The organism is Paraburkholderia largidicola (genome assembly GCF_013426895.1).
Taxonomy (GTDB): domain Bacteria; phylum Pseudomonadota; class Gammaproteobacteria; order Burkholderiales; family Burkholderiaceae; genus Paraburkholderia; species Paraburkholderia largidicola.
Genome location: NZ_AP023174.1, coordinates 3,179,828 through 3,198,639 on the forward strand (window position 1 = coordinate 3,179,828; position 18,812 = coordinate 3,198,639).

The window sequence follows — 18,812 nt, forward strand, 5'->3', positions numbered from 1 at the left end:
CGCCGCGGACTCGTGCGTTGTGGTCACTGCAAAGAAGTGTTCGATGCGTCGAGCAGCCTGTTCGACGTGAGCGACGGCGTGAGCGTCGACAAGGCGAAGCACGTCACAATCGACGACGTGACGGCGCATACGCTCGAAACACTCGCCAATGGCGGCATGGCGCCAGCGCAGGAAGCAACGCCTGCTGTCGATGTACCGCCCGCGCCCGTCGCGATGCCCGTTGTGACGCACGCGGAAGAAGCAGTCACGCCGCAGCCGGCAGAAGCGTCCGACGCGCGCCTGGCTGAGCCGCATGTCGGCAGCAGTGAAACTGCACACACGGAATCGGCGTCCGCCGAACAACACGCCGAGCACACCGCTGCGCAAGTCGCGCCGCCGGACGTCGATGTCGAAGCGCGACACGAAGCTGCCGTCCAGGCTTCGCCCGTAGCGGAGCCGTCCGCGGAAGCCGGGTCGGCGCGTGTCGAACCATCGTTCCCTGCAGGCGAAACTCAACCCGCATCGTCGGCGGATAAGGCTGACTTCCGCGCCGAGGCGTGGAACCCGTGGGCGCCCGCGCCCGACGCATCGATCGATCGGCGCATCCGCCACAACGCGTCGACTATTCCGTTCAATCCGGTCACGATCCCGCGTTCCGCGCAACCGCCGCTCACGCTCGAACTCACCGAATCGCAACCGTTGCAGCTCGACAAGGCAATCGCGCGCGAGCCGGTCGGACCCGAGCCGCACAGCGAAGCGCCTGTCGAAGCGAAACCGGAAGCGCCCGTCGCCGCGCAAGCTGCGGCAAACGTCGAGCCGGCTGTCGAGGCGCAAGCTGAGCCCAGATTCGAACAAGCGGCTCAGAAAGCGGAACCGGTCTCCGGCGCAACGCCCGCACACGAAGCCGAGCCTGCCGTCCACGAGCCGTCGCACGCGTGGCACGTGCCCGAGTCTCTTCGCGAGCCTGCCGAGGCGCGCCTCGATCAGACCGCGAACGAAACGAAGCGTGAGCCGGAAGCGCCGCTGCACGACGCATTCGACGACGCGTTGCACGAATCGCGTCGGGACGAGCGCGCCAAGCCCGTGTTCGAAGACGAAGAGCGCACTGTCATCCCGTCCGCCGAGCATGCCGGCCATGCAGAACAGCACCGCGAACGGGAACGCGAACCCTACTTCGGCGCGCCGTCGGCGGAACCCGATCTCGAGCCGCGCTTCGGCGCAGCCGCGCGCGAACCCTACGGCACCCCTTTCGCCGCTACACCCGAAAGCGGAGACGACGCATTCGCCGTCACGCGCGAACCGCGCCAGGCCGAGTCGAGCCGCATCGTGTGGCATATTCTGGGCGGTGTCGCGGCGGGTCTGCTTGGCTTTCTGCTGCTCGTGCAGCTTGCCTGGTGGCAGCGCGAAACCGTGATGGTCGCGTGGCCCGATACGCAGCCGCTGTTCGTGAAAGCCTGCTCGCATCTCGGATGCAAGGTCGAGCCGCCGCGCGATATCGACGGTTTGCTGGTCGAGCCGTCGGATCTGCGGCAGGTCGACGGTCCGCACAAGCTCGAACTGAAGATGCCGCTGCGCAACCGCTTCGATCTCGCGCTCGCGTATCCCGCCGTCGAACTGACGCTGCTCGACGAGAACAACAACATCGCCGTGCGGCGCGTGCTGTGGCCGCAAGACTATGTGAAACCCGGCACGCCGATCGCGGCGGGCCTGCCCGCCCGCACGACGCAGACGATGATCGTGCGCCTCGACACCGGCGACGCCGTCGCCTCGAATTTCCGCGTGCAGATCTTCTATCCGTAACGGACCGATCTGCGGCGCGCGCAGGTTATCCGCGGGCCCGGCGAGAACCGGGCGCGCATCCCGTCAATCCCTGACGAATCTTCGGAGCACAACATGAGTCAAGTCACGCTGGGTGGCAACCCGATCGAAGTCGCTGGCACGTTCCCGTCCGTGGGCCAGGCCGCCCCCGCCTTCTCGCTGGTCGGCAAGGATCTCAAGCCGCTGACGCTCGCCGATTTCGCGGGCAAGCGCAAGGTGCTGAACATCGTCCCGAGCCTCGACACGCCGACCTGCGCCACCTCCACGCGCAAGTTCAACGAAGCCGCCGCCAAGCTGAGCAACACGGCTGTGATCGTCGTGTCGGGCGATCTGCCGTTCGCGGCTTCGCGCTTCTGCACGACGGAAGGCATCGAAAACGTCGTGACGGCGTCGACCTTCCGCGGCCATGAGTTCGCGCAGGCGTACGGCGTCGACGTGACGAGCGGTCCGCTGACGGGCCTGACGGCGCGCGCCGTGGTGGTCGTCGACGAAAACGACAAGGTCGTCCACGCCGAACTCGTCAGCGAAATCAAGAACGAGCCGAACTACGACGCAGCGCTCGCCGCGCTGAAGTAAGCTTCATACTTGCGTCGACACAGCGCCGCGCCCGTTTCACTCCGGGCGCGGCGCTGTCACATCGTCGCACCCTTTTTCCATCCGACCGACACTTATAGGAACGCTCGCCTTGGCTACGCTGATTTGCGGCTCGCTCGCCTACGACAACATCATGACCTTCGAAGGGCGCTTTCGGGAGCACATCCTGCCGGAGCAGGTCCACATCCTGAACGTCAGCTTCCTGGTGCCGACGATGCGCCGCGAGTTTGGCGGCTGCGCGGGAAATATCGCCTACTCGCTGCATCTGCTCGGCGGTGACGCGCGCATCATGGCGACGCTCGGCGCCGTCGATGCGCAGGTGTACATCGACCGTCTCGACACGCTCGGCCTGTCGAAAGAGCACGTGCGCGTGCTGCCCGACACGTACTCGGCGCAGGCGATGATCACGACCGACCTCGAGAACAATCAGATCACGGCATTCCACCCGGGCGCGATGATGCAGTCGCATCTGAACCGCGCGGACCAGCCTGGCGTGAAGCTCGGGATCGTCGCGCCGGACGGCTTCGACGGCATGATCCAGCACTCCGAACAGTTCGCAGCGGCGGGCATTCCGTTCATCTTCGATCCGGGCCAAGGGCTGCCCCTCTTCGACGGCGCGTCGCTGCGCCGCATGATTGAACTTGCCACCTACGTCGCAGTCAATGATTACGAAGCTGCGCTGGTGAGCAACAAGACGGGCTGGTCGATCGAAGAGATTGCGAGCCACGTCGATGCGCTGATCGTGACGCGCGGCGAGCACGGGGCGCAGATTCACCATGCAGACGGCATCGAAGAGATTCCGGCCGTCAAGGCAAAGCAGGTACTGGACCCCACGGGTTGCGGCGATGCGTTCCGGGGTGGCCTGCTGTACGGCATCGAGAAGGGTCTGGGTTGGGCGACCACCGGCCGTCTCGCGAGCCTGATGGGCGCGCTCAAGATCGAGCATCAAGGGCCGCAGAACTATGCGCCTTCGCGCACGGAGATCAACGAACGGTTCAAGCAGGCATTCGGTTACGAACTGCCGCAGGGCGCCTGATGTAGTCGGGTGAGCCCGCTGCGCATACGCCGCGCCTGACCGCTCGGGTTTGAGGGGCTCGAAACGAGCCTGTTTGGAGTCAAGGGAATGAAAACAACGAGTCGTATGTTGAGTCACCTGGTACTGGGCGCGGTGATCGCGAGTTCGCTCGCCATGACGGGCTGTGCGTACAACAGCAGTTCCGCTGATGTGTATACGTCGTCGCAGGCGCAGCGCGAAGAGACGGTGCGCATGGGCGTCGTCGACAGCGTGCGGGCGGTGAAGATCAGCTCGAACAATGGCCAGCCTAGTGGCATTGGGGCGATTGGTGGCGGCGCGCTTGGCGCGGTGGCGGGCAGTGCGATAGGCGGCGGGCGCGGGTCGATCCTGACGGGTATCGTTGGCGGCCTGGCGGGCGCTGTCGCGGGTAATACGATCGAGAACAGCACGGCGATGCGAGATGGCGTCGAGATTACCGTGCGGCTCGACAATGGCGATATGCGCGCCATTACGCAAAGCGCCACGGGTGAGATTTTTCGCGCTGGCGAGAGGGTTCGGTTGCTGTCGAGTGGTGGTGTGACTCGCGTTACGCATTGAGCTTTTCTGGTTTCCCTGCCGGCGGCGTGGAAGCGCTGTGACGGCAACCTCACACGCATGTGCTCCCCTGTGCATGCGTTTTTTTTTGCCTTCTGGGGCGGCGGGCCCCTTCGTTGTGGTTGATTTTGTCTGTTTGTTGATCGGGTTTGTGGGTTTGGGGTGCTCGCGCGCGAGGCAGTGGTTTTGCGAGGTTTGCCTTTGCGGTAGTAGCACACGTGCTTTGCTTCTGCGCTGGCATCCGCGATTTGCCTTCGTGCTTCAAGCGTCGCCCCTGTGCGGGGCGGCACCTACTTTTCTTTGCCGCCGTGTACAGACTGGAGACATCGCTGACAGGTGTACAGGGACATGACTGACACTTTCGGGTAATCAAACGCCCGGATTCCAACCATGCCCTGGGATGTAAAAGACACCATGAATCGTCGCGAAGATTTCGTCTGCGAGGCCGCCACACAGGCGGTCCCGTTCAGCGAGCTATGCCGTAAATTCAAGATCACCCGCCAGACCGGCTACAAGTGGCTCGCCCGCCACAAGTCTGAGGGTAGCAAGGGGCTGGCCGACCGCTCCCGGCGCCCGCATCACAGCCCCACACGCTCACCGGAGCACATCGAGGCACTGGTGCTGGACCTGCGCCGCCAGCATGGCTGGGGCGGACGCAAGATCGCACGGCGCCTGCGCGATCTGGGCCAGATTGAGGTTCCCGCGCCCGCCACCATCACCGAGATCCTGCGACGCCACGGGCTCATTGATGAACAGGCGTCCCGCCAGCGCCAGCACTGGCAACGCTTCGAGCACGAGCATCCGAACTCGTTGTGGCAGATGGACTTCAAGGGCGACTTCCCGACCCTGGAGAGCGGGCGCTGCGCGCCGCTGACGGTCATCGATGACCACTCGCGCTACAACATCGTGCTGAGCGCCTGCGCGCGCACCACCACCGGGATCGTGCAGGCAGAGCTTGAGCGGGCGTTTCGCTGCTACGGACTGCCATCGCGCATCAACACCGACAACGGCGCGCCGTGGGGCTCGCCCAGTGCGCCGGGGCAGCTCACCGAGCTCGCGGTCTGGCTGATCCGGCTGGGCATCCAGGTGAGCTACAGCCGCCCGTATCACCCGCAGACCAATGGCAAGGATGAACGGTTTCACCGCTCGCTGAAGGCCGAAGTGCTGGAGCGGCACACGTTCACCACGCACGCGCACGTGCAGCAGGTACTGGATCGCTGGCGGCAGGTGTACAACACCGAGCGTCCGCATGAGGCACTGGACATGGCGGTGCCGGTCACCCGCTACGCGTGCAGCCTGCGCAGGATGCCGGAGCGGCTGCCCGAGCCCGAATACGGTTGCGGCGATGAAGTGCTACAGGTCAATGCAAGCGGCGTGGTGCGCGTGCGAGGCGAGAAAGTGAAGCTCTCGATTGCGCTCAAGGGGCTGCAGGTGGCAGCCCGCCCGAGCGAAGAAGACGACGGGGTGATCGAGATCTGGTTCGCCCATCAGCGAGTCGCAAAACTTGACCTGAAGACAGTAAAACCCTGACCATCATGTGTCAGCGATGTCTCTGTACATGTGTCAACCATGTCTCCAGTCTGTACACCGCCGCAAAGAAAAGTAGGCAAAAGAAAGCGGCTCACACCGCCAGCACGTGTTCTTATCCAGGGCTCCCCAACGTCCCCATTCTTCATGCGGCATTACCCTGGCCGGTGCTCGTTGCGAACGCTTTGAATGGACGCCTCACCGGCTCCAGACACCCGCACAAGGGCCAGCGGCAACGAATGGTTATTGCCGCTCAGGTGGCAAACGGTGTGTAGGTTGTCGCACCGCACAGGTCAGTGCTCCTACCAGAAACACCAGCCTTGCTACCCAGCCCGGAGTGATGCGCGTATGGCGCGAAAGCCTAAACACCGTTTGCCACCTGGACGGCAGAGGACTGTCTGGCACGGCGTGCCGCGACGCGGGGGCATGAAGCGGGTGAGGCGTACAGGGAGAACGTTGGCAACGGGCGCGGACTGGCGCGTGGGCCTATCCGTCATTTTGTGGGCGAGGCATATCATGAGAGGTAAAAGTCATGGATATGCCAATGAAGAAGAAACGCACGGTGGCGTCTCAGGCAGCGGCCCGAGGGCCGCTGCCTGAACTGCCCAAGGCACTGCTGGACGAACTGGTCAAAGGGCCGATGACGCCAGGCGAGGTGCAGGATCTGATGCTGGCGTTTAACAAGGCGATTATCGAACGCGCGATGGGTGCGGAGATGAATCTGCATCTGGGGTATCCGCCGGGCGAATCCAAACCCGCTGGCCAGGCCAACGAGCGCAACGGCGCCAGCCGCAAGACGGTCATCACCGATCGTGGCGTCGTCCGGGTCGAGTTGCCGCGCGACCGCGACGGCAGCTTCGAGCCGATCCTGATCCCCAAACACGAACGCCGCTTCACCGGCTTTGACGAGCGCATCATCGCGATGTACGCGCGTGGCATGAGCGTGCGTGAGATCCAGGCCTTTCTGGCCGAGAGCTACGGCACCGAGGTGTCGCCCGATTTCATCAGTTCGGTCACCGACGAGGTGATGGCCGAAACGCTGGCCTGGCAGAACCGTCCGCTCGAGACGATGTACCCGGTGGTCTTCTTCGACGCGTTGCGGGTCAAGATCCGCGATGACGGTGTGGTCAGCAACAAGGCGGTGTATCTGGCTCTGGGCATTCAGGCGGACGGCCAGCGCGATGTGCTGGGCCTGTGGATCGAGCAGACCGAGGGCGCGAAGTTCTGGCTCAAGGTGTTCAACGAACTCAAGACCCGCGGCTGCCAGGACATCCTGATTGCGGTCGTTGACGGCCTGAAGGGGCTGACCGACGCGATCGGCGCGGCTTATCCGAAGACGGCGGTGCAAACCTGCATCGTGCATCTGATCCGCAACAGCCTGGAATACGCGGGCTGGAAGGACCGCAAGGCCGTCGCCCAGGCGCTGCGTCCGATCTACGCAGCGGCCAGCGAAGAGGCCGCGAAGCAGGCTCTGCAAGCCTTCGCTGATGGGCCATGGGGCGCGAAATACCCGAGCATCGTGCAGTCCTGGCAGCGCGCATGGGAGCACGTCACGCCGTTCTTCGTGTTTCCACCCGAGATCCGACGGGTCGTGTACACCACGAACGCCATTGAGAGTCTGAACATGCAGTTACGCAAGATCATCAAGACCCGCGGTCACTTCCCCAATGACGATGCTGCCATCAAGCTACTCTGGCTGGCATTGCGCAACGTCCTGGCCAAAAACGTGCGCTCAGCCTTCGACTGGAAGTCAGCCATGAACCAGTTTGCTATTCTGTTTGGCGATCGATTCACGCAGGCGCGCGGCTAACGATTCCTTTAACCGCCTCGCCCACAAAAATGCGGACAGGCTCTGGCGCGTTGCCGTGTGAAGTGTAAGAGCCTTTGGGGGCCCTCAGGCAAACACAAGAACTGGCGGTGTGAGCCGCTTTCTTTTGCCTACTTTTCTTTGCGGCGGCAAAGAAAAGTAGGTGCCGCCCCGCACAGGGGCAACACTCGCGAACCGATAACATCACGCGGATGCCAGCGCAAAAGACAAACCGCGAACGCCAACGCAACCACAAGCCAACCACCCTGCTTGCGCAGCAAAACCAAAAACCCAATACCAAAAAGCAAAAAATCCCGCCACCAGTCACCCGGCGACGGGATCAACGCTGATCGAGCGACAACCGCCACTCAATCAACCGACGCACTCACGTGCGTCACTTCTTACGGACGGCTGCCCGTCGGGAACGGCCATGCTGCAGCCGGGTTCAGAGCCGTCTTCACCGTAGCAGCCGGCGCCGTCGAAGCAGCGGGCGCAGCCGGAGCAGGTGCTGCCTTCTTCGCAACAGCCTTCTTCGCAGGGGCAGCCTTCTTCGCAGGCGCAGCGGCCTTCTTCGCGGCAGCCTTCTTCGCAGGCGCAGCCTTTTTGGCGGCAGCCTTTTTCGCAGGCGCCTTCTTCGCAGCGGCCTTCTTCGCTGCAGCCTTCTTCGCCGGCGCTGCCTTCTTCGCAGCAACCTTCTTCACGGCGACTTTCTTCGCTGCAACCTTCTTCGCTGCAGCCTTCTTCGCCGGTGCTGCCTTCTTCGCAGCAACCTTCTTCACGGCGACTTTCTTCGCTGCAACCTTCTTCGTTGCGACCTTCTTCGCAGCTGCCTTCTTCGCCGGTGCTGCCTTCTTCGCAGCAACCTTCTTCACGGCGACCTTCTTCGCAGCGACCTTCTTCACGGCAACCTTCTTCACCGCTGCCTTCTTAGCCGGAGCAGCCTTCTTCGCAACGACCTTCTTCGCTGCAGCCTTCTTGGCTGCCGGTTTCTTCTTGGCGAGTGCCATCATTTTCTCCTTCAGGTTTTCAGATGAGAGTCAGTTCAAACTACACCCTTCGTCAAAACCCGCTTCCCGCGGACGCTTCTCACGGCGGCCACTGCGAAGCGGGCTATTCATCGGCGTACGCAGCTCCAGCGCGCTTACGCTAATGAATACGGTAAGGCGCGCCGTGCCTTCGGGCACAGCGCGCCAAGTCCAGTCGGCGCCCAATCTCGACGCCGCGAATCGTTTGATCGAGCCGCTCGCTTTATGGCGAACGGCTTTTTCCGGGGGGAAGTTTGCCCATCCCACTGAAGGGTTCGCAAAGTGCCTGTGATCTTTATAGGCCGTGGTAATCCACGGCACACCGGGCACGCTCTGCATCAGGCGGTCATGCTCCTCACCAAACTTGCCGCGGCACAGCCAGCGGCAACCCCATCAAATACATATGCGACGCGTTGGGTTATTCCCAGGACAGCGCGCCACCGGTCTGATATTCGATAACCCGAGTCTCGAAGAAGTTGCGCTCCTTCTTCAGGTCGATCATCTCGCTCATCCACGGGAACGGGTTTTCCTCGTTCGGGAACAGCGGATCGAGACCGATCTGCTGGCAACGGCGGTTGCAGATGAAGCGCAGATAGCTCTTGAACATCGACGCATTGAGGCCGAGCACCCCGCGCGGCATCGTGTCTTCTGCGTAGCGATATTCGAGGTCGACCGCAGCTTTGAAGATTTCGCGGATTTCCGCGCGGAACTCAGCCGTCCAGAGATGCGGGTTTTCGAGTTTGATCTGGTTGATCAGGTCGATGCCGAAGTTGCAGTGCATCGACTCGTCACGCAGGATGTATTGGTACTGTTCCGCCGCGCCCGTCATCTTGTTCTGGCGGCCGAGCGCCAGGATTTGCGTGAAGCCGACGTAGAAGAACAGCCCTTCCATCACGCACGCGAACACGATCAGCGACTTGAGCAGCTTCTGGTCTGCCTCGAGCGTACCCGTCTTGAAGGCCGGGTCGGTCAGCGTGTGGATGAACGGAATCAGGAATTCGTCTTTGGCGCGAATCGACTCGACTTCGTGATACGCGTTGAAGATTTCGCCCTCGTCGAGACCGAGCGACTCGACGATGTACTGGTATGCGTGCGTGTGGATCGCCTCTTCGAACGCCTGGCGCAGCAGGAACTGGCGGCATTCGGGCGCCGTGATGTGGCGGTACGTGCCGAGGACGATGTTGTTCGCGGCAAGCGAGTCGGCCGTCACGAAGAAACCGAGGTTGCGCTTGACGATGCGGCGCTCGTCTTCTGTCAGCCCGTTCGGGTCTTTCCAGAGAGCGATGTCGCGCGACATGTTGATTTCTTGCGGCATCCAGTGGTTCGCGCAACCGGAGAGGTATTTCTCCCACGCCCACTTGTATTTGAACGGCACGAGCTGATTGACGTCAGTCTGGCCGTTGATGATGCGTTTGTCGGCGACATTCACGCGCGCTTCGGAAGCGACTGCCGGTTGAACCGGCGGAGCGACTGCGAAGTCGTTCGCGAAGATGTTTTGAGCCGAGGGAGCTTGATGAGCGGAACGCGTTTCGACTTGCGAACCGACGGCCGTTCCCGCAGCGTTGCGCAACACGTTTTGTTGCGAAGCACTCGAGGGAGTTACGGCAGTGATCTCGTCATCCCAGTTGAGCATAAATGTCACCATCAATTTAGATCGGTTTGTACCATCTTTTCACGAGCGTTAAAAGGGTCCGCTCATGAAAAATCCTGTTTTCGAATCGCGTTGCGACCTACATACAACACTTTGTTCATTGGTATGTGAAGGTCACTCGTTGCGATTCGATCGAAACGTGTGTCGATGAAGCACGATGCACGATCGAAAGCGCGTTGCTTCAGTGATGCGTATGCGTTGCTTCTGCGTTGTTCCGAACTCGAAACGTTGCTGCTTCGCTTGCGTTGCGCGTGTCGTGCGAAGCGTGTTGGGCGCGCGATGCGTCGGCACCTTGTCGCTCGCTCGTTGACTTCATCATGCGTGCGCCGTTCAGGGTTTTCTCGCACGTGTCGATGAGGTGTAGCACGTGATGTTCCTCGCTGCGTCGAGTGCTTCTGTTCCGACTGCAACGAGCGCCGCGCTGGCTTCGTGTCGCGATGAGCGGCGCGTTCGACTGGCTCCGCTCATCGCCTGCTACTTTGCTACTGCCTGTCTGCTACGTACCGCCGGCAAGCGTCGGCGGCTGACTCACTACTATATGAAGCGTCGCGCTTACTGGCAGGCTTCGCACTCTTCGAAGCCAGGATCGCCCGGACGCATCATGCACACAGGACCATCCGCTTCCGGCGCTGCTTCGACAGCGGGCGCTGCAGATGCCGCCGATGCCTGGAAGCCGCCCGTCACACCCGACGAACCCACACCGCCGCCGACGCCGAAACCACCCGCTGCACCACCGGCACCACCCGCGCCGCCGTCGCTCGACGGCACTGCGTTCAGTGCGCCGTGCGCGACCGTCGACTTCTCGACGTGCGTCGCCGCCATCGTGCGGAGGTAGTACGTCGTCTTCAGACCGCGCAGCCATGCGAGCTTGTAGACCTCGTCGAGCTTCTTGCCTGACGCGCCTGCCATGTAGATGTTCAGCGACTGCGCCTGGTCGATCCACTTCTGACGGCGCGACGCCGCTTCGACCAGCCACGTTGCGTCGACTTCGAAGGCCGTCGCGTAGATCGCGCGGAGGTCGCCCGGCACGCGGTCGATGCGCGACAGCGAGCCGTCGAAGTACTTCAGGTCGGCGACCATCACTTCGTCCCACAGGCCGCGCGCCTTCAGATCACGCACGAGGTAGTCGTTCACCACCGTGAACTCACCCGACAGGTTCGACTTCACGTACAGGTTCTGGAACGTCGGCTCGATACATGCAGACACGCCGATGATGTTCGAGATCGTCGCCGTCGGCGCGATCGCGACGCAGTTCGAGTTGCGCATGCCGTACGTCGAGATGCGCGAGCGCAGCGACGCCCAGTCCATCGATTCGCTCGAATCCACTTCGATGTAGCCGCCGCGCGCTTCCTCGAGCAGCTTCAGCGTGTCCTGCGGGAGGATGCCGCGATCCCACAGCGAGCCGCGGTAGGTCGCGTAACGGCCGCGCTCTTCCGCCAGTTCCGTCGACGCCCAGTATGCGTAGTAGCAGACGGCTTCCATCGAACGGTCGGCGAACTCGACGGCTTCCTGCGATGCGTACGGCGTGCGCAGCACGTGCAGGCAATCTTGGAAGCCCATGATGCCCATGCCGACCGGACGGTGCTTCAGGTTCGAGTTACGCGCCTTGGCGACCGCGTAGTAGTTGATGTCGATCACGTTGTCGAGCATGCGCATCGCGACGCTGATGGTGCGCTTCAGCTTGTCGTGGTCGAGCACAACCGTGCCGTCCGCCTGTTCCTTCAGATGCGCGACGAGGTTCACCGAGCCGAGGTTGCAGACGGCGATTTCGGTGTCGCTCGTGTTCAGCGTGATTTCCGTGCACAGGTTCGACGAGTGGACGACGCCGACGTGCTGCTGCGGCGAGCGCACATTGCACGGATCCTTGAACGTGATCCACGGGTGGCCCGTTTCGAACAGCATACCGAGCATCTTGCGCCACAGTTGCGCCGCCGGGATCTTCTTGAACAGCTTGATCTCGCCGCGTGCCGCTTTCTCTTCGTAAGCCGTGTAGGCCTTCTCGAAGTCGGCGCCGAACAGATCGTGCAGGTCCGGGCAGGTGGACGGCGAGAACAGCGTCCAGTCGCCGCCTTCGTGAACGCGCTTCATGAACAGGTCGGGAATCCAGTTCGCCGTGTTCATGTCGTGCGTGCGGCGACGGTCGTCACCCGTGTTCTTGCGCAGCTCGAGGAATTCTTCGATGTCGAGGTGCCACGATTCCAGGTACGCGCACACCGCGCCCTTGCGCTTGCCGCCCTGGTTCACGGCGACGGCCGTGTCGTTGACGACCTTCAGGAACGGCACGACGCCTTGCGACTTGCCGTTGGTGCCCTTGATGTGCGAGCCGAGCGCACGCACGCGCGTCCAGTCGTTGCCCAGACCGCCGGCGAACTTCGACAGCAGCGCGTTTTCCTTCAGCGCTTCGTAGATGCCGTCGAGGTCGTCGTCGACCGTCGTCAGGTAGCACGACGACAGTTGCGAGCGGCGCGTGCCCGAGTTGAACAAAGTAGGCGTGGACGACATGAAGTCGAACGACGACAGCACGTTGTAGAACTCGATCGCGCGCGCTTCGCGGTCGATCTCGTTCAGCGACAGACCCATCGCGACACGCATAAAGAATGCCTGCGGCATTTCGATGCGCGTACCGTCGGCGTGCAGGAAGTAGCGGTCATACAGCGTTTGCAGACCGAGGTAGCCGAACTGCAGGTCGCGGTTCGCGTCGAGCGCGGCGCCCAGACGCTTCAGGTCGAACTGCAGCAGCTTTTCGTCGAGCAGTTCGGCGTTCACGCCGCGCTTGATGAAGAGCGGGAAGTATTCGGCGTAACGCTCGCCCATTTCGGCTTGCGTGACTTCTTCTTCGAGGATCTCGCGGCGGATCGTGTGCAGCAGGATGCGAGCCGTGACCTGGCTGTACGCCGGGTCCTTCTCGATCATCGTGCGCGCAGCGAGGATGGCCGAGTCGTAGACCTGGCTCATCGGCACGCCGTCGTACAGGTTCTTGATCGTTTCCGTGACGATCGGCTCGGCGCTCACCGCGTCGCCCAGATTTGCGCAAGCGGATTCGATGATGCCGCGCAGCGCTGCCATGTCCAGCGGACGCGTGATGCCGTTGTCGGTCACGTTCAGGCCCGACGCGCCTGCTACGACTTCCGGCTCGTGGCTGCGTTCCTGGCTGCGCTTCTCGCGGTACAGCACGTAGGCGCGCGCAACGTTGTGCTCGCCCGTGCGCATCAGCGCGAGTTCGACCTGATCCTGGATGTCTTCGATATGGAACGTGCCGCCGTTCGGACGGCTGCGCACCAGCGCGCGCACGACGTTCTGCGTGAGTTGCTCGACCAGTTCGCGAACGCGTGCCGACGCCGCGCCCTGACCACCGTTGACGGCCAGAAACGCCTTCGTCACGGCGATGGCAATTTTCGACGGCTCGAACGACACCACGCTGCCATTGCGACGGATCACCTTGTAGTCGGCGTAGTTCGTCTGCGGCGCGAGCGCTGCTGCGCCCTGTGCGAGCGCTTCGGGGCGGCCAGCGGGTGCGCCTTCGAACCGGGTCGTCACGTTGTCGGTGGTTTGCATGTGCAAAGCTCCTGGTCTTGGAATAGTGCGGAGTTACCGCGGATTAGTACAAACGCTGCGCCACCCCGGACGCATGCGATGAGGGTGAAGAAGAGAAACAGCGGGAACCTTGAAACAGAGAGGCCGGATGCGACAGATCCGTCGGGACGTACTTCAACGTTGTGTGTGTCGCGATCACTTGGCTGTGCCTTTTCTTCGAATTTGCCGGCGCACCGGTCGTCGTAACTGGTTGCGCCGCATCAGATTTTTCAGTGCCGGTAATGCTGACGGCGCCATGCTCATGGAGCGGGCGCCGCCTGACAAACACTACATCTTGTGCAAAAACTGATTAACGGCACGAAGTATAGTGTACTGAACGGTCATCGCAAATTCTTTTATTTGGTCTGACGATCTTGACTTTTGCGATGCCCGCGTCGGAAAAAGCTGTCGGGGACATGACACGCGCTCACAGCGCGCTGACGGTGTCTGTTGGGTTGCGCACAGAACGGCCAACCCGCTTACGACGTTATCGGCGCGCGCGTCGACGGATGCAGATAGGGGAAGTACTGATCGGTCAGCGCGGTGTCGCGCTGCAGACGCGGCCAGTCGAAGTGCGGGCCGGGATCGGTCTTGCGGCCCGGCGCGATGTCCGAGTGACCCGCGAGCGCTTCGATCGCGTAGTGCCCAGCGAGTGCCTGCACGAGCGGCGCGAGCGTCTGGTATTGCGCCGCTTCGAACGCCGATGCGTCGCTGCCTTCGAGCTCGATGCCGATCGAAAAGTCGTTGCAGCGCTCGCGTCCGAAGAAGTTCGACGCACCCGCGTGCCATGCACGCTCGTCGCACGAGACGTACTGCTCGAGCGCGCCATCGCGATGGATCACGAAATGCGCGGACACCCGCACGTCGCGCAGATGCGCGTCGAAGTACGGATGCGCGTCGCAATCGAGACGGTTGAGGAAGAGATCGGTGATGCCCGTGCCGCCGAATTCGTTCGGCGGCAGGCTGATGTTGTGAACGACGATCAGCGTCGGGCGCGCGCCGTTCGGGCGCACTTCGAAATTCGGCGACGGCAGCTTGCGCGCTTCGTTGATCCAGCCGTTTGCATCGACGGTGAAGCGCGCGGGGGCGTGTGCCGTCATCGTGCGTCGCGACCCGTCGGGCGGGTGGCGTAACGCTGCGCGTGATCGTGCGAGCAGAACGTCTGGCCCGCGACGAGCACGGAATCGCTCTTCGGCGCATGCACGCCGCATTGCGCACAACGGATCATCGGCTCGGCGAGCTGGGCAGGCTTGCCGTTCGCGCTACCGTTCGCGTGACCATTGGCTCGCGCGCCCGTGCGCGCGCCGGCGCCGGCGTCGCCGCCCGCACCTGTGCGCGCCGACGTGCGCGATGCGTCGGCACGGCGCAGCGCCTTCACCAGCCACTGGCCCACGATGAACAACAGAATCAGCAGAAAAATTTGTCGCATGACACTCAGACCACAGGACGGTGCAACAGCACCTCGAAGACAAAACGGCTACCGACATACGCGAGCAGCAGCGCGACGAACGACGCGAGCACCCAGCGCAATGCCGCGCGGCCGCGCCAACCCGAAACTTTGCGCGCTGTCAGCAGCGCGCCGAACATGACCCACGACAGCAGCGCGAACACGGTCTTGTGATCGAGTTGCAGCGCGCGGTCGAGCAACTGTTCATTGAACAGCATGCCCGAGACCAGCGTCAGCGTGAGCAGCACGAAGCCCGCGCCGATCAGACGGAACAACAGCGTCTCCAGCGTGAGCAGCGGCGGCAGCGTGTCGAGCCAGCTCGACAGCCAGCCGTCGTTGCTCGCGGCACTCTGACGCGCGAGCCCGCCGCCGCGCATCGCGTGCAGACGCCGCTCGACGAGCAGCATCAGCACCGCATGCAGCGCGGCGATCACGAACAGACCATAAGCGACGTTCGCGATCAGGAAGTGCAGCTTGAACAGCGGATCGGCTGCGTACGACAGCACGTGCACGCCGTTGAACACCAGCGGCAGCAGCGACGCGATGCACGCGAGCGGCAGGACGAGCAGACGCAGGCCGTCGAGCGGAAAAAAGAAACTTTCGATCCAGTAAATGCCCGCGCCGAGCCAGAACATCGCCGACAGCGCGAATGCAAAGCCGAACACCATCGCGTCGTGCGGGAAGATAGTGGTATGCAGCAGCACGCCATGTGCCAGCAGCGCGACGAGCAGCACGACGCGCGTCGTCATCGACATGCCGGCGGATGCAGCCGCCAACCCTCGCCCGCCCACGGGCAGCGGCGCAGCGGGAGAAAGCGGCGACACGCTCTCGAGCGTCGGCGCGGCCGCCGCCTGCCGGTGCGCGCGCCAGCCCGCGACGGCTAGACCGCCGTACAGGAGCGCAGTGAGGGCATACAGTACAATATCCATATTCGAAGTTTACACCAGGCCCTCCAAAGTCCGCCGGTCTCGCGCGGTGACGGAACGGGCCGCACTGCTCATCGCCCCCCATGCTCGACAACCTCACTCAACGGATGGCGCGCGTCGTCAAGACGCTGCGCGGCGAAGCCCGGCTCACCGAGGCGAATACCCAGGAGATGCTGCGCGAAGTGCGCCTCGCACTCCTCGAAGCGGACGTGGCGCTGCCCGTCGTGCGCGACTTCATCGCGAAGGTGAAGGAGAAGGCGCTCGGCGAGGAAGTGATCGCCAGCCTGTCGCCAGGTCAGGCGCTGGTTGGCGTCGTGCAGCGTGAGCTGACGGCCGTGATCGGCGGCGACTACGAAGGCAAGGCCGCCGAACTGGATCTCGCCGTCACGCCGCCCGCCATTATCCTGATGGCCGGCCTGCAGGGCGCGGGTAAAACCACCACGGTCGGCAAGCTCGCCAAGCTGCTGCGCGAGAAGTACAAGAAGAAAGTGCTGACGGTGTCGTGCGACGTGTACCGCCCCGCCGCTATCGCGCAGTTGAAGACGGTGACCGAACAGGTCGGCGCCGACTTCTTCCCGTCGCAGCCGGACCAGAAACCCGTCGATATCGCGCGCGCCGCCGTCGACTGGGCGAAGCGCCACTATCACGACGTGCTGCTCGTCGACACGGCCGGCCGTCTCGGCATCGACGAAGCGATGATGAACGAGATCACCGCGCTGCATAAGGAACTGAATCCGGCCGAAACGCTGTTCGTCGTCGACGCGATGCTCGGTCAGGACGCCGTGAACACCGCGAAGGCGTTCAACGACGCGCTGCCGCTCACGGGCGTCGTGCTGACCAAGCTCGACGGCGACTCGCGCGGTGGCGCGGCGCTGTCCGTGCGTCACGTGACGGGCAAGCCGATCAAGTTCGTCGGCGTCGCGGAAAAGCTCGACGGCCTCGAAATCTTCTACCCGGACCGCATGGCGAACCGGATCCTCGGCATGGGCGACATTCTCGCGCTCGTCGAGGAAGCGCAGCGCGGCGTCGATGTTCAGGCCGCGCAGAAGCTCGCCGACAAGGTCAAGAAAGGCGGCGACTTCGATCTGAACGATTTCCGTGCGCAGCTTTCACAGATGAAGAAGATGGGCGGTCTGTCGTCGCTGATGGACAAGCTGCCCGCGCAGTTCCAGCAGGCCGCGTCGAATGCGGACATGGGCCAGGCCGAAAAGCAGATGCGCCGCATGGAAGGCATCATCAACTCGATGACTGCGCAGGAGCGCGCCAAGCCCGATCTGATCAAGGCGACGCGCAAGCGCCGCATCGCCGCGGGCGCGGGCGTGCAGGTGCAGGAAGTGAACCGCTTGCTGAACCAGTACGACCAGATGCGCACGATGATGAAAAAGCTCAAGGGCGGCAATCTGCAGAAGATGATGCGCGGCATGAAGGGCATGTTGCCGGGCATGCGCTGATCCTTACCGGACGTTGTGCGCTCGCCGGCAAATGCGAGCGCGCGGCGGCCACCACGGCCCGGCGCGTATGCCGAACCAAGGCGCGGGTATATGCTGTAGCGCGCAGGGTCGTTGTCTTTCACACTATGTATACAGTTACCGCCCGTCAGACGTCATGAATCGCGAAGAAGCTCTCCACATTTTCAGTCACTCCGAAGAAATCGTTTCGGCCAGCGACGTCAACGCCTCCATCAGCCACATGGCCGACGCGATCCGCGCCGAAATGGCCGAAGACTTTCCGCTCGTGCTGTCGGTGATGGGCGGCGCGGCGGTGTTCACAGGCATGCTGCTGCCGCACCTCGATTTCCCGCTCGAGTTCGACTACATCCACCTCACCCGCTATCGCAACGCGATCAAGGGCAGCGCCGAGATGCAATGGCGCGTCGCGCCTTCGGGTTCGGTGAAGGACCGCGTCGTGCTGGTGCTCGACGATATCCTCGACGAAGGCGAGACGATGGCCGCGATCCGCGACCGCATCATGGATATGGGCGCGAAGCGCTTCATGAGCGCGGTGCTGTGCGAGAAGATCCTGCAGAAGGCGAAGCCGCTGCACCCGGATTTCTGCGGCTTCGAAGTGCCCGACCGCTACGTGTTCGGCTGCGGGATGGACGCGAAGGGTTACTGGCGCAATCTGCCGACTATCCGCGCGCTGACGGAAGGCGCCTGACGCTTCCCTTTTTGCCGCGTAAAAAAGCGACCTCTCGAGGTCGCTTTTTTGTTGCCTGATTGATGTTGCTTCGATCAACCGCTATTTTTCGAGCTGATGCACGAAAGTGCGAATGCCGCCGAGCATCATCTCCACTGAAATCGCGACGAGCACGAGACCCATCAGCCGCTCGAACGCCATCACCGTGCGCTCGCCGAGCCATTGCTGGATGCGCTCCGCAAGCACCAGCACGATCGCGCAGACGATCATCGTCACCGTCAGCGCCGCCACCCATTCGAACATCTTGTTCGGCGCCTGCGATGTCAACAGCATCACCGTCGCCAGTGCCGACGGACCGGCGAGCGCGGGAATCGCGAGCGGCACGATCATCGGCTCGGCGGCGCGCGTGTCGGCGCCGAACGGGCCGTCGGGATGCGGAAAGATCATCCGCAGCGCGATCAGGAACAGCACGATCCCGCCGCCGATGCGCAATGACAGATCCGTCAGGCTCATCATCCGCAGAAAGCGGTCGCCGACGAGCATGAAGACCAGCAGGATCACGAACGCGATGGCGACTTCGCGCAGAATCACGCGGATGCGCCGGTGAGGCGCAACACCCCGCAGGCAGTTGATGAAGAGCGGGATGTTGCCGAGTGGATCAGTGATGAGAATCAGCAGGATGGTCGCGGACAGGAAGTTGTACTCCACCGTCCGCTCCCG

The 18,812-nt window shown here is 62.9% G+C and carries 16 protein-coding genes; 8 read left to right on the plus strand and 8 right to left on the minus strand.

The genetic code is table 11. The features are described from left to right. The first annotated feature begins 36 nt into the window (after window positions 1-36). The 6 genes from PPGU16_RS14080 to PPGU16_RS14105 all read left to right on the plus strand — a co-directional run bounded on the left by PPGU16_RS14080 (window position 37) and on the right by PPGU16_RS14105 (window position 7,337). Entirely contained in the window at window positions 37-1,779 is a 1,743-nt protein-coding gene (locus tag PPGU16_RS14080) for a DUF3426 domain-containing protein (protein WP_345961186.1), read from the plus strand. Between the two features lie 93 nt (window positions 1,780-1,872). Next, window positions 1,873-2,373 carry a thiol peroxidase gene (tpx, locus tag PPGU16_RS14085; protein ID WP_007743647.1) on the plus strand — a complete coding sequence of 167 codons (501 nt, stop codon included), beginning with the start codon at window positions 1,873-1,875 and terminating at the stop codon, window positions 2,371-2,373. A gap of 109 nt (window positions 2,374-2,482) precedes the next feature. Continuing rightward, window positions 2,483-3,427: a carbohydrate kinase family protein gene (locus PPGU16_RS14090; RefSeq protein ID WP_180720520.1), complete on the plus strand. Its 945-nt coding sequence runs from the start codon at window positions 2,483-2,485 to the stop codon at window positions 3,425-3,427. Window positions 3,428-3,514: 87 nt separating this feature from the next. Beyond that, complete coding sequence (locus tag PPGU16_RS14095) at window positions 3,515-4,003, plus strand: outer membrane lipoprotein (RefSeq protein WP_180720521.1); 489 nt, start codon at window positions 3,515-3,517, stop codon at window positions 4,001-4,003. 387 nt (window positions 4,004-4,390) lie between these two features. Continuing rightward, window positions 4,391-5,530: an IS481 family transposase gene (locus PPGU16_RS14100; protein WP_180720522.1), complete on the plus strand. Its 1,140-nt coding sequence runs from the start codon at window positions 4,391-4,393 to the stop codon at window positions 5,528-5,530. 535 nt (window positions 5,531-6,065) lie between these two features. Continuing rightward, on the plus strand, window positions 6,066-7,337 hold the full coding sequence (locus PPGU16_RS14105; RefSeq protein ID WP_418016271.1) for an IS256 family transposase: 1,272 nt from the start codon (window positions 6,066-6,068) through the stop codon (window positions 7,335-7,337). Window positions 7,338-7,735: 398 nt separating this feature from the next. Here PPGU16_RS14105 and PPGU16_RS14110 read toward each other — a convergent pair whose 3' ends face one another. The 7 genes from PPGU16_RS14110 to PPGU16_RS14135 all read right to left on the minus strand — a co-directional run bounded on the left by PPGU16_RS14110 (window position 7,736) and on the right by PPGU16_RS14135 (window position 15,959). Next, a complete protein-coding gene (locus tag PPGU16_RS14110; protein ID WP_036003902.1) occupies window positions 7,736-8,341 on the minus strand; it encodes a histone H1-like DNA-binding protein in 606 nt (201 codons plus the stop codon). Window positions 8,342-8,371: 30 nt separating this feature from the next. Further along, a complete protein-coding gene (locus PPGU16_RS42675; protein WP_224031814.1) occupies window positions 8,372-8,698 on the minus strand; it encodes a hypothetical protein in 327 nt (108 codons plus the stop codon). Between the two features lie 79 nt (window positions 8,699-8,777). Then, complete coding sequence (locus tag PPGU16_RS14115; protein WP_180720523.1) at window positions 8,778-9,992, minus strand: ribonucleotide-diphosphate reductase subunit beta; 1,215 nt, start codon at window positions 9,990-9,992, stop codon at window positions 8,778-8,780. 570 nt (window positions 9,993-10,562) lie between these two features. Next, window positions 10,563-13,565, minus strand: coding sequence for a ribonucleoside-diphosphate reductase subunit alpha (locus PPGU16_RS14120; protein ID WP_180720524.1), 3,003 nt, complete (start codon window positions 13,563-13,565; stop codon window positions 10,563-10,565). A 497-nt stretch (window positions 13,566-14,062) separates the two neighbouring features. After that, the gene (ampD, locus tag PPGU16_RS14125) at window positions 14,063-14,683 is read right to left on the minus strand and encodes a 1,6-anhydro-N-acetylmuramyl-L-alanine amidase AmpD (RefSeq protein ID WP_180720525.1); all 621 of its coding nucleotides are present in this window, start codon (window positions 14,681-14,683) and stop codon (window positions 14,063-14,065) included. Continuing rightward, the gene (locus PPGU16_RS14130; RefSeq protein WP_180720526.1) at window positions 14,680-15,012 is read right to left on the minus strand and encodes a PP0621 family protein; all 333 of its coding nucleotides are present in this window, start codon (window positions 15,010-15,012) and stop codon (window positions 14,680-14,682) included. Before PPGU16_RS14130 ends, ampD begins: the two co-directional genes overlap by 4 nt. Window positions 15,013-15,017: 5 nt before the next feature. Next, window positions 15,018-15,959, minus strand: a complete 942-nt coding sequence (locus PPGU16_RS14135; protein WP_180720527.1) for a cytochrome C assembly family protein — start codon at window positions 15,957-15,959, stop codon at window positions 15,018-15,020. An 80-nt stretch (window positions 15,960-16,039) separates the two neighbouring features. Between PPGU16_RS14135 and ffh the strand changes: the two genes are divergently transcribed. Together ffh and PPGU16_RS14145 are read left to right on the plus strand one after the other, a co-directional pair. Continuing rightward, window positions 16,040-17,407, plus strand: a complete 1,368-nt coding sequence (gene ffh / locus PPGU16_RS14140) for a signal recognition particle protein (protein ID WP_091780145.1) — start codon at window positions 16,040-16,042, stop codon at window positions 17,405-17,407. A gap of 154 nt (window positions 17,408-17,561) precedes the next feature. After that, window positions 17,562-18,113 carry a hypoxanthine-guanine phosphoribosyltransferase gene (locus tag PPGU16_RS14145; RefSeq protein ID WP_036002518.1) on the plus strand — a complete coding sequence of 184 codons (552 nt, stop codon included), beginning with the start codon at window positions 17,562-17,564 and terminating at the stop codon, window positions 18,111-18,113. Between the two features lie 81 nt (window positions 18,114-18,194). On the opposite strand, the gene PPGU16_RS14150 is transcribed toward PPGU16_RS14145, so the two are convergent. Next, window positions 18,195-18,800 (minus strand): MarC family protein, encoded by a 606-nt coding sequence (locus tag PPGU16_RS14150; RefSeq protein WP_042307913.1) that lies wholly within the window; start codon window positions 18,798-18,800, stop codon window positions 18,195-18,197. Window positions 18,801-18,812: the final 12 nt, after the last annotated feature.

What these genes read in the sequence shown, in the direction of transcription:
- PPGU16_RS14120 (WP_180720524.1), bottom strand. Translation starts at nt 13,565, where the DNA reads ATGCAAACCACCGACAACGTGACGACCCGGTTCGAAGGCGCACCCGCT.
- tpx (WP_007743647.1), top strand. Translation starts at nt 1,873, where the DNA reads ATGAGTCAAGTCACGCTGGGTGGCAACCCGATCGAAGTCGCTGGCACG.
- PPGU16_RS14145 (WP_036002518.1), top strand. Translation starts at nt 17,562, where the DNA reads ATGAATCGCGAAGAAGCTCTCCACATTTTCAGTCACTCCGAAGAAATC.
- PPGU16_RS14100 (WP_180720522.1), top strand. Translation starts at nt 4,391, where the DNA reads ATGCCCTGGGATGTAAAAGACACCATGAATCGTCGCGAAGATTTCGTC.
- PPGU16_RS42675 (WP_224031814.1), bottom strand. Translation starts at nt 8,698, where the DNA reads ATGCAGAGCGTGCCCGGTGTGCCGTGGATTACCACGGCCTATAAAGAT.
- PPGU16_RS14110 (WP_036003902.1), bottom strand. Translation starts at nt 8,341, where the DNA reads ATGGCACTCGCCAAGAAGAAACCGGCAGCCAAGAAGGCTGCAGCGAAG.
- PPGU16_RS14135 (WP_180720527.1), bottom strand. Translation starts at nt 15,959, where the DNA reads ATGGATATTGTACTGTATGCCCTCACTGCGCTCCTGTACGGCGGTCTA.
- PPGU16_RS14095 (WP_180720521.1), top strand. Translation starts at nt 3,515, where the DNA reads ATGAAAACAACGAGTCGTATGTTGAGTCACCTGGTACTGGGCGCGGTG.
- PPGU16_RS14130 (WP_180720526.1), bottom strand. Translation starts at nt 15,012, where the DNA reads ATGCGACAAATTTTTCTGCTGATTCTGTTGTTCATCGTGGGCCAGTGG.
- ffh (WP_091780145.1), top strand. Translation starts at nt 16,040, where the DNA reads ATGCTCGACAACCTCACTCAACGGATGGCGCGCGTCGTCAAGACGCTG.
- ampD (WP_180720525.1), bottom strand. Translation starts at nt 14,683, where the DNA reads ATGACGGCACACGCCCCCGCGCGCTTCACCGTCGATGCAAACGGCTGG.
- PPGU16_RS14105 (WP_418016271.1), top strand. Translation starts at nt 6,066, where the DNA reads ATGCCAATGAAGAAGAAACGCACGGTGGCGTCTCAGGCAGCGGCCCGA.
- PPGU16_RS14115 (WP_180720523.1), bottom strand. Translation starts at nt 9,992, where the DNA reads ATGCTCAACTGGGATGACGAGATCACTGCCGTAACTCCCTCGAGTGCT.